This window comes from Marinifilum sp. JC120 (genome assembly GCA_004923195.1).
Taxonomy (GTDB): Bacteria; Desulfobacterota; Desulfovibrionia; order Desulfovibrionales; family Desulfovibrionaceae; genus Maridesulfovibrio.
On sequence record RDSB01000004.1, the window covers coordinates 187533 to 197419 of the forward strand.

General features: G+C 47.9%; 11 protein-coding genes. All 11 read left to right on the forward strand.

Annotation, left to right across the window (positions count from 1 at the left end; translation table 11 throughout):
- Nucleotides 1-55: 55 nt before the first annotated feature.
- Entirely contained in the window at nt 56-1933 is a 1878-nt protein-coding gene (locus tag D0S45_06125; GenBank protein ID TIH18129.1) for a phosphodiesterase, read from the forward strand.
- Between the two features lie 196 nt (nt 1934-2129).
- Complete coding sequence (locus D0S45_06130; protein TIH18130.1) at nt 2130-2411, forward strand: hypothetical protein; 282 nt, start codon at nt 2130-2132, stop codon at nt 2409-2411.
- Between the two features lie 12 nt (nt 2412-2423).
- A complete protein-coding gene (locus D0S45_06135; GenBank protein ID TIH18131.1) occupies nt 2424-2822 on the forward strand; it encodes a hypothetical protein in 399 nt (132 codons plus the stop codon).
- 10 nt (nt 2823-2832) lie between these two features.
- On the forward strand, nt 2833-3165 hold the full coding sequence (locus tag D0S45_06140; protein ID TIH18132.1) for a hypothetical protein: 333 nt from the start codon (nt 2833-2835) through the stop codon (nt 3163-3165).
- A 20-nt stretch (nt 3166-3185) separates the two neighbouring features.
- A complete protein-coding gene (locus D0S45_06145) occupies nt 3186-3617 on the forward strand; it encodes an osmotically inducible protein OsmC (protein TIH18133.1) in 432 nt (143 codons plus the stop codon).
- 91 nt (nt 3618-3708) lie between these two features.
- Complete coding sequence (locus tag D0S45_06150; protein TIH18134.1) at nt 3709-4290, forward strand: hypothetical protein; 582 nt, start codon at nt 3709-3711, stop codon at nt 4288-4290.
- 230 nt (nt 4291-4520) lie between these two features.
- Nucleotides 4521-5525: a DMT family transporter gene (locus tag D0S45_06155; protein TIH18135.1), complete on the forward strand. Its 1005-nt coding sequence runs from the start codon at nt 4521-4523 to the stop codon at nt 5523-5525.
- A gap of 12 nt (nt 5526-5537) precedes the next feature.
- Nucleotides 5538-5813 carry a hypothetical protein gene (locus D0S45_06160; GenBank protein TIH18136.1) on the forward strand — a complete coding sequence of 92 codons (276 nt, stop codon included), beginning with the start codon at nt 5538-5540 and terminating at the stop codon, nt 5811-5813.
- A gap of 161 nt (nt 5814-5974) precedes the next feature.
- Entirely contained in the window at nt 5975-7444 is a 1470-nt protein-coding gene (locus D0S45_06165; protein ID TIH18137.1) for an AAA family ATPase, read from the forward strand.
- A 572-nt stretch (nt 7445-8016) separates the two neighbouring features.
- Nucleotides 8017-8961 carry a DMT family transporter gene (locus tag D0S45_06170; protein TIH18138.1) on the forward strand — a complete coding sequence of 315 codons (945 nt, stop codon included), beginning with the start codon at nt 8017-8019 and terminating at the stop codon, nt 8959-8961.
- Nucleotides 8954-9817 (forward strand): YitT family protein, encoded by an 864-nt coding sequence (locus D0S45_06175; protein ID TIH18139.1) that lies wholly within the window; start codon nt 8954-8956, stop codon nt 9815-9817. The genes D0S45_06170 and D0S45_06175 overlap by 8 nt, the downstream gene beginning before the upstream one ends.
- The last annotated feature ends 70 nt before the right edge of the window (nt 9818-9887 follow it).

Consider the following 9887-nt stretch of genomic DNA (forward strand, 5'->3'; position numbering starts at 1 on the left):
TCTCCCTTTGCGCAAGAGAAAAATCATAAGTAGTTGAAATAAAAGGAGAAAGAAAATGGCAGACCAAGCTAAAAGAGTAGCACTGCTCGGATTTGACTGCGCAATCCCCAAGAGACTTGAAGCTCTCATTGAGGAAGGCGCACTGCCCAACTTTAAAAAGTTCAAGGCTGAAGGGTCTTACATGACTGAAGGGTACAACATGCCCACAGTTACCCCTCCGTCCTGGGCTACCATCTGCACCGGCGCGTTCCCCCGCACCCACGGCGTAGAAGACTACTACTATTACAACGAAGGTGAGTCCCTTCACTTCTCCAAGTGCGTTCAGGCTTTCGGTTCCGACATGCTGACAGCCCAGACCATCTGGGATGCATGGGACAAGGCCGGTAAAAAATCTATTGTTGTCAACTACCCCACCTCCTGGCCTTCCAAAATGGAAAACGGCATCATGGTTCAGGGTGAAGGCCTTTCCGCTGCTGAGCACCGCTGGCAGATTGAAGGTTACGAACACAAGGAATGGCTCTGTGCTGAATCCTGCGTAGCTACTGACTTCTACCCCATTGGTGTTCAGGCCCATTTCGAAGAAGCTGAAGGCTGGAAAAACATCCCTGAAGAAGTTGAAGATCAGGAACCTCTGGAAATGGTTATTCCCATGGAATTCGGCCATGCCATGGATCCCCTCAAGCCTCAGACCTGGTACGGCCTGACTTGGGAATCCGATGATGATGGTTACGACATCTTCGCACTTTGTCCTGAAAAAGATTTCTCCAAAGCATTCTTCACTATTAAGCTGAAAGAGTGGAGTGATGTTGTTGAGTACCAGTTCCCCATTGAATCCGATGGTCGCATCGAGCCCGGTTACTTCCGTTGCAAGCTGATGGAACTTTCCGATGATGGTGATGATTTCAAACTTTACATCTCCGGAATCAACGGCACTCAGGGTTACTGCGCTCCTGCAGACGCTCTCAAGAATGTCGATTTCACTAAGAATATTCTCGCCAACGACATGGGTTTTGTCGGTCATGCCAACGGCATCATTGATGACGAAACCATCATTGAGCTGGCTCAGTTCCACTCCGAATGGCTGACCGAAGTTCTGACCACCCTCATGAAGGATAATCCGGATTGGGATCTGGTTTACATGCACACCCACCTCATCGACTGGTTCTACCACGGTTTCCTCGACCAGATGGACAGCGATGACGAAGCAGTTCGCGAACACGCCATGAACCTTGAGCGCGCCATCTACCAGATCGAAGATAAATACCTCGGCATCATGATGGAAGCTATGCCCGAAGATACGCTGACCTGCCTGATCTCCGACCACGGTGCAACACCTATCGGACCGATCCTCAACACTGCTGAAGCACTGAAACAGGCTGGCCTGACCGCTTATGAAGCTCGTGAAGGCGACGGTAACTTCTTTGATGAGTCCGAAGGCTTCAACTACGAACTCATTCCTGAAAAATCCAAAGCTGTTCCTCAGCGTTACATGTTCGTCTATGTCAACCTCAAGTCCAAGTTCCCCGGCGGTATTGTTGAGGATGAAGATTACGAAAAGGTACGTAACGAAATTATCGATGCTCTTTATGACTACAAACACCCCGAAACCGGTGAACGCCCGGTAATGTGCGCCATCCCCAAAGAAGACGCAAAAGTCTTCGGCATGGGCGGCGAGCAGGCCGGTGACGTTGTTTACGTTCTCAAGCCTGAATACATGGCTGAGCACGGCTACGGTTTCCCCACCGGTGAATCCGGATGCGGTTCCCTGAAGAACGTTATGATGTGGCGTGGACCCGGTGTTAAACAGGGCTACGTATACGATCGTCCCCGTTGGCTGGCTGACGTTGTACCTACTTTCTGCCACGCAACCGGCAACCCGGTTCCCGCAGATACTGAAGGTGCAATCTGCTACCAGATTTTCGAAGATAAATAATATTTGACCCCCAAGGTCATCACACCCGATTCCGCTTAAGTGGTGTGGTTTAGTCTCCTAGTAATAAACCACACCACTAGCGGGGCCCGGAGTCAACGGAACTTCGGCCCGTTTGGCCCGGACCCGGGCACTATCTGAAAACTAGCCCGCAACTTTGTTGAGGAAGAAGCGGGTAAAATAAATGGAGAACAGCATAATGCTCTTTTTCGTAAATAAGCCGGAAGATAAAGTCCTTGAGCGCATCGCACTTGTCGGTGGCGATGAGGATAAGGCCCTGCTTCTGGTCGGTGATGCCGTAACCCTCGGCACTGCCCACTGGGAAGAAAAACTTGAAGATATGGATGTGGAAGACATTTACGTAGCCAAAGATGCCGTGGATGCCCGCAACATCGAACTCAGCGACAACTGTGAAGTGGTGGATTACGGCGAGATCGTGGACCTGCTGCTGGGCAGTGATGAAAAAGTCGTATCGCTTTAAGGAGAATCTGAGATGTCCAAGACTCTGACTATCATGCTTATGTCCGGTTCCGCTGAGAACGAGGATGCGCAGTTCGCAACCAATCTCGCTGAAGCGGCTCTTGAAAAAGGCCACAAAGTCCAGATGTATCTTTTCGGCAATGCCGTAAATATTTCAAAGCAGGAAGTTGCCATTGAAGGCGACCTGCATATTGCCCCCAGACTCGTTGATCACATTGAGCCTACCAAGAATTTCGAACGTATGGCCCGTTTGACTGAAAAAGGTGCGGATGTTTCCACCTGCCATACCAACGAGCATGCCCGCGGCATTGAATCCAAGGAATACGTTGACGGAGTTAAATGGGGCGATGTCGGCGGCTCTTTCACCAAATATCTCATGACCTCGGACGTAATGCTGTCCATCGGTCACTAGGAGGAAGATCATGATCAATTCCGCATGTCTGATCGTATCCAAACCCCTTGGTGTGGAGCTTTCCGCTCTCGGTATCCGCACCGCATGGGCCTGTCACCAGAACGGCTTTGAATGCAAGCTGGTCTTTTCTGAAGAAGGTGTCTGGTGTCTGACTGAGAAGCCCGGCTACCACACTTCCATGATCAACGATTTCATCGGCGAAGACGGTGAAGTTGTCTGTATCCGTGAGGACCTTGAAAAACGCGGTATTGATGAAGATGCGCTAGTGGATGGCGTTGAAATCATTGATGCCGAAGAAGTTGCTGAGATGTGTGAAGATTTCGAAACCGTCAACTATTTCTAAAAGAATTTGAGGGAAGGAAAATGTCCAAAGTAGAATTTGAACGTCTCGATGAAAATCGTGATTCTTTTAAAGTCGGTGCCAAAGCTGTTCCTGAAATCATCATGGATTTCTCCAGCATCACCCCCGAAGAGCGCAATCAGGAAAGCATGGGCTCCCGCATGCTCTGTGTTGCAGCACTGGCCTGTTTTTCCAACACATTTGTTAACGCTCTTGAGCGTAACGGCGTAGTAGTCAAATCCATGTCCGGTTCCGCAGAAGCAACCAAGGACAAGGACGAAGTAATGCGTACCCGCTACACCGAACTTGAAATCAACTTCGAAGTAGGCCTTGAAGAAAAGGACCGTGAAATCTTCGAAACTGTAAAAGACAATATGCTTAACGGTTCCCTGCTTACCTACTCTCTCGAAGAGGGCATGGAAGTGGACTACAACCTATCCATGAAAGCTGTTTAGCAAACGTATCTGAACTAAATATATAGTAATAATAAAATAGGGAATCAAAAAGGGATTCTTCCCTTCCCACCTAATTCAAGGAGAAAATAAAATGGCAGATAAAAAAGTAATCCTCGTTTCTTGTGGCAGTGCAGCAGTTGATGCAGACGGCGCAGCTCTCAAAAAATTCATGAAAAAGACCGCAACCGTAGCATCTTTTGACAACGCTGATGTTGCAGCCGCAGCTTCTAAAATCGAAGGCGCAGCTGTTGTTGCTCCTGAAGGTATTGCTAAGTTTTTTGAAGAAGACGGTGCTTACGCTGTTGTAGAACTCGGCGATGTTGACGGCGCTGCTCTTGATGCTGCTGTCGCGCAGATCTCCGATGCTGCTGACCGTCGCACCATGATCGTTCTCGCTTCCAATGAAGGTCTCTACTTTGCTGGTCTCGGCATCAACAAAAAAGCAGGCAAAGTTGAGCGTTCCGCAACTGCTGCTGATATTATCGCAACCATCTGCTTTGTTGCTGACCTGCTTGTTCCCGCAGACTGCACCGGCGCGGTCCTCTATCAGGTTCTTAAAGATCCTAACATGAAGATTAAAGAAGTAACCAAGCTTAAAGAAGCTCTCGCACGTATGGAAGTTGCTCTTCAGCGTGATAACCGCGAGCCTTGGGACAAGCACGACTGCGCATAGCCTGTCCGCCTCATAGGCATATTTGTTTCTAAGTGATCATAGGGGCCGGATTCTTCCGGCCCCGTGTAACTTAAACCGTTATGAAGGTTAATCCAGAATCGAATGTATATCCGTATATTTGAATGCTGGATTTTTGAGTATTCGGTACCGTTTGATTCTGCCGGTACAGTATATATTTTTTAACCTGAATTTGTCGGTGGTCTGCCGGTAGGTGAATGAGGATTGAGCGTATGAACATTAGTGCTGTGGCAACTATGGAGGCCTTGAGGTTTAAACGCGATATTTCGTATGCTAAACGGGGTCTTTTTTGGGGGCTGCTTTCCGGCATAGCATGGGGATTTGATGGCGTTATTTTGGGGTTGGCATTTGCAATTCCAGCCTTTGCGGATGAAAAATTATGGTTGCTGGCCCCACTTACTGTGGCTGCCCTTCATGATGTCTGTTGTGGAGTATGGCTGTTGCTCTATAACTGGTTAACCGGGCGGACCAAGGAATTGTGGAGAACTTTTAAAAGCAAGCCGGCACGGATGGTTGCTCTCGGAGCTGTTTTCGGCGGGCCTATTGCAATGTCCAGCTATTTTATTGGGGTCAAGTTTGCGGGTGCTGCATATGTGATGCCCATTACCGCCTTATATCCAGCGGTAGCATCTGTATTTGCTGCTATTTTCCTTAAAGAGAGAATTTGCTTAAGGGCATGGATTGGACTTGCTTTGTGCGTCTGTGGCGGGATCATAATCGGCTATGCCCCTCCTGACGGCGCAATTGGTTCCGAATTCTATATCGGGATAATATTCGCTCTGCTCGCCACTTTGGGATGGGGAGTTGAAGGGGTACTTGCTACATCAGGGATGGATTTTCTTGACCCTGTCGTGGTTATGAATGTCCGTCAGATTACTTCTTCTGCAGTTTTTATGTTTATCGTACTTCCTCTTGCTGGAGGGTGGTATTTAATTGGTCCGGCACTGACCAGCGAAGCGGGTTGGGTTTTTCTTGTCGCATCCCTCTCCGGGGCTGTTACTTATTTGTACTGGTATCTTTCCATGAATATGACCGGGGTGAGCCGGGCAATGGCATTGAACATTACGTACTCCCTCTGGGGGATTCTGTTCAGCGCGATTTTTACCGAAGTTGAAATCACAACGTCCCTGCTTATCGGAGCGGCAGTGATTACCGTCGGTATGGTTATGGTTGTCGGGAATCCAAAAGAAATGATCAACCTGCGTAACGTAGCCTAGAAGGAAAACAAAATGAATATGTCTATAAATAAGCCTTTGAAGCTTCTGGTCGCCGAGATGTTTGGAAACGGTGAGCAGCTTGATGCCAAGGGTGTCCATGAACTGGTGGCTTCCTATTATCCTGATGAACGTTACTGTTCTCCGCAGATGATCCAAGAACTCCTGCTTTCGTTGAGGGCTGTCGGGATTCTGCACGAGGAAGGTTCCTATGTAGATGATAGCGGTGAGCTTGTTTCCGTTTACCGTATTTCCGAATACGGATTGGATAAGCTCCATAAAGCACAATAGCTACAGGCGGCTGACTCAAATAATGGGTCAGCCGCCTTTTTGTTACTATATTACGTACAGTACTGTATGCTTTTTTTGCTTGCACTAAATTAATTTGAGACATAAGTGTCGCCGAAATGACGACACAACTGTCGTCCAGCATTGCAGGTGGAGGGGTGAGCATGAGCAAACCGACATATGATGAGCTTCTTGAACAATGCCATAGTTTTGAGGAGCAGATAAAAATTTCCAAAGAAACCGCCAAAGAGTTGCAGCAGAGCAAGCTGCAACTGACCCGGCTTTTTAACAATCTTCCGGGGATGGTTTACCGTTGTTCCCTTGACGAGAATCAGCACCCGACACTCGATTTTGTCAGTAAGGGCTGTAGCGAGCTTTTCGGGGTAGCCCCGGAGTTTTTCACAGATCAGCATACCAATGTAATGGAAACTCTGGCCCACGCGGATGACCTTGCATCCATGCGTAAAGAGCAGAATGCTGCTATCCTGAACCATCGTTCCTACAAACTTCTTTACCGGGTCTGCCTTGATTCAGACCGCCAGAAATGGATTTGGGATCAGGGCGAATGCCTTTATGACGAAGAAGGTAATCCTTCTGTTCTCGAAGGGATCATGGTCGATGTCAGTGCCCAGAAGCTTCGTGAATACGAACTCATGCAGGAAAATCAGAACTTGCGGGGCACCCTTGAGGACCGATTTAAATTCGGGAGCATCATCGGCAAAAGTAACGGCATGCGCGAGGTCTTCAAGCTGATCATGAAGGCTGCCAAGCGCGACTCCAACGTGATCATTTTTGGTGAAACCGGGACCGGTAAGGATCTGGTGGCCCAGACCATTCACGAACAGAGTGGGTCCGAAGGGACTTATGTCCCGGTTAACTGCGGGGCTATCCCATCCAACCTGATGGAGAGTGAATTTTTCGGCCATGTGAAAGGTGCTTTTTCCGGAGCATCTTCTGATCGTCAAGGATATCTGGCTGCCGCTGACGGGGGGACCCTGTTTCTTGATGAAGTGGGGGAGATTGATCTCGCATTGCAGGTCAAGCTGTTGCGCGCTCTTGAGAGCAGGCTTTATACTCCGGTGGGCGGGACCGAGCCGCGCTCCTCAAATTTCAGGCTTATTGCCGCCACTAACCGGGATCTCAGTGAACTGGTCCGACAAGGGCTGATGCGTTCGGATTTCTTTTTCCGTCTGCATGTTTTGCCCATCCATGTTCCGCCCCTGCGCGAGAGGATTGACGACCTGCCGCTGCTTATCAATGAATTTGTGTCTAGATATCTTGGAAGGACAGATTCCCTGCCGCGAATTCCCGGTAAGATCAGGGCGGCTATGGATCATCACCACTGGCCCGGTAATGTTCGTGAATTGCAGAATGTGTTGGAGCGTTACCTTACTTTCGGTGAAATGGTTTTCAGCGATTTGGGAATCCATGCGCCTGAGTCAGGACCTGACGTAGGGGAAGCGGTTAGAATGTTCGAATCCGGTTCATCTTTTTCTGAATCTGTTGAAGCCTTTGAGCGCCATGTTCTTCTTAAGGCACTTGAGCGTAATCATTGGAAAAAAGGTGCTACCGCCACAGAGATGGGCTTAAATATGCGCACCATGCAGCGGAAACTTAAAAAATACGGGCTTTAATTAGTTGTAAAATACGACAACTGTAGCGTGTCGCGACATCTGTGTCGCATAGAGATGGTTCTTTTAAAATAAAGCGTTTTACCCGGTATTACAGAAAGAGGGCGACATTAGTGTCGCCCTCTTTCGTTTTTGTTCACTGCAGCATCTTTAAAAGTCAAATAAAACAATATGTTATTAAAGTGGCACATCATATGCTTTAGGGCTGAATGATTGTGCTACCGGTTTTTATCGAAACAAGACATAAGCCTTGATCGAGTTAAAGCTCTTGGAAAGCAACTGGGCGCATTCAGGGTGGCAACCGTTGGACCCACGGTCTTTATGCTTCGGGATACTGTAAGAAATTTATCTCTTTGGTTGCAGCATCTTTTCCGCCGGATTCCTCAACGCAATGAAATCCGGTTTCCGCCAGAAGCGTCACCTGTCCCACTTTCCAAGAGCTTGTCCGGTAACGAGATATTTGAACCGACACCCTTGAAGTATGGAAATTTCCCATCGGCATATTTCCCACAAAGAGGTTTAGGCCTGCCCGTTTAACAGCGGGCGGGCCATCATAATATTTTAGGAGCTGGACAATGAAGTGGAATGAATTCAAGAAAACCGAAAAGGCTGGGTATATCTTTATTATCCTTGGTATTCTTAACTGGAGTGGCAACTTTGTTGCGGCTCGCGGTCTGGCCGGGACTATTGATCCTGCAACACTCAATTTGTTGCGCTGGGTGCTGGCTACGCTGGTATTTCTTCCTTTTGGACTTAAAGCTTTTATAAGAGAGCGCGAGTTGGTTGTCCGTTATTGGAAAGAGCTTTCTGTTATCGCCCTCTGCGGTATCTCCCTTTACGATACCCTTGTTTTTATTGCCGGAGAGACTTCTGAAGCGTTGAACATGTCCCTTATCTCAACCATGTCTCCGTTGCTTACCGCTTTGATTGCCCAGTTTTTCATGAAGGAAAAGCTCAAGCCGAGCATGTATGCCGGGATTGCCGTCAGCACCTTCGGAGTTGCCCTGTTGGTTACTGACGGTAGTCTCGACGCCCTTTTGAACATGCATCTTGCCAAGGGTGATCTGCTTATCCTGTGTACGGCCATGATGTCCGCAATTTACAACACTGTTGTAAATAAAGTGGCCGGTAAGATAAGTCAGACTACCCTGCTCATGTCCTGTTGCCTATTCGGTACCTTGTACATCGTTCCCTTGTATTTCTGGGAGACCGGTGGGCAGATCGTGATGCCGGAATTTACTTACAACCTTGTGGCCTCACTTGTTTACCTTTCGGTTTTCGCTTCCATCTTCTGCTATCTGTTCTGGAATATGGCAGTTGAGGCCATCGGAGCATCTAAAGCGGCTCTGTTTTATTACACCCTTCCCCCTGCAAGTGCGGTGGTAGCCTGGTTTGTTATTCATGAGCCGGTGAACATTAATCAGGTTTTCAGCGGGATGATAATTCTTGCAGGAATTATCTTTGCTTTATATGGCGGTTCTCTCAATTTCATGAGACGGAAGGCGCCAAACTATGGATAATAAAATCAGGCAGATCAGCGATTCCTTAATCTGGAATGTTTTCCTGCTTATGGTAGGTGCGTTTGTGTTTATCATTGGGTACAACGGTATTGCCGCACACCATAATTTTGTACCCGGAGCCCTTTACGGTCTCGCTGTTGTAATGCAAAAAATATCACCGGAACTCACGTTGTCCCGGTGGTATTTTGTTTTGAATATTCCGTTGTTTATTCTGGCTTGGAAAGGTGTCAGCCGTAGGTTCTTTTTTCTTAATTTATTGACCATGGCCACTGTTAGTACGCTGACTTCTTATGTGCATCTTGATCTCGGTATTCATAACGAGATGTACGCGGCCATTGCTTCCGGCGCGATCATGGGAGCCGGGTGCGGGATAATTCTAAGGACCTATGGCGGTGGCGGAGGACTTGATGTTGTGGCGGTTATTCTCAACCAGCGTTACGGGATTAGATTTGGAGCATTTTATTTTATGGTCAACGCCGTGGTCATGAGTTTTGCCCTGAGTCATTTTACTCCGGATAAGATCATTGCTTCACTGCTAATGCTTTTTATCAGTTCTGTGCTGACCGAGTATGTGCTTTCCCTTTTCAACCAGCGAAAAGCAGTGCGTATAATTTCCCGTAAGGCCGAAATAATTGTTCATGAACTGACCCGGAGTAAAAAGATGCATGCCACCATTATTCCCGGCAAGGGCGGTTATTCCGGTGAACGCATCGATATGGTTTATTCCATTACTGATAACCTGCGCTTGCGCTCCCTTGAGCAAATGGTCTTTGATATCGATCCCGAAGCTATTTTTGTGGTTGAAAATACTTTCAGCGTGATCGGTCAGAATATCAACAGACGCAAGGCTTATTAATATTTCCATCTCCACATCCAATTGAAAAAAGGGTTTGCGGCTAATGCTGCAAACCCTTTTTCTTTTCGGG

Coding starts and splice junctions, on each gene's coding strand:
- D0S45_06130 (TIH18130.1), top strand. CDS start 2,130: ATGCTCTTTTTCGTAAATAAGCCGGAAGATAAAGTCCTTGAGCGCATC.
- D0S45_06160 (TIH18136.1), top strand. CDS start 5,538: ATGAATATGTCTATAAATAAGCCTTTGAAGCTTCTGGTCGCCGAGATG.
- D0S45_06125 (TIH18129.1), top strand. CDS start 56: ATGGCAGACCAAGCTAAAAGAGTAGCACTGCTCGGATTTGACTGCGCA.
- D0S45_06155 (TIH18135.1), top strand. CDS start 4,521: ATGAACATTAGTGCTGTGGCAACTATGGAGGCCTTGAGGTTTAAACGC.
- D0S45_06145 (TIH18133.1), top strand. CDS start 3,186: ATGTCCAAAGTAGAATTTGAACGTCTCGATGAAAATCGTGATTCTTTT.
- D0S45_06150 (TIH18134.1), top strand. CDS start 3,709: ATGGCAGATAAAAAAGTAATCCTCGTTTCTTGTGGCAGTGCAGCAGTT.
- D0S45_06170 (TIH18138.1), top strand. CDS start 8,017: ATGAAGTGGAATGAATTCAAGAAAACCGAAAAGGCTGGGTATATCTTT.
- D0S45_06135 (TIH18131.1), top strand. CDS start 2,424: ATGTCCAAGACTCTGACTATCATGCTTATGTCCGGTTCCGCTGAGAAC.
- D0S45_06165 (TIH18137.1), top strand. CDS start 5,975: ATGAGCAAACCGACATATGATGAGCTTCTTGAACAATGCCATAGTTTT.
- D0S45_06140 (TIH18132.1), top strand. CDS start 2,833: ATGATCAATTCCGCATGTCTGATCGTATCCAAACCCCTTGGTGTGGAG.
- D0S45_06175 (TIH18139.1), top strand. CDS start 8,954: ATGGATAATAAAATCAGGCAGATCAGCGATTCCTTAATCTGGAATGTT.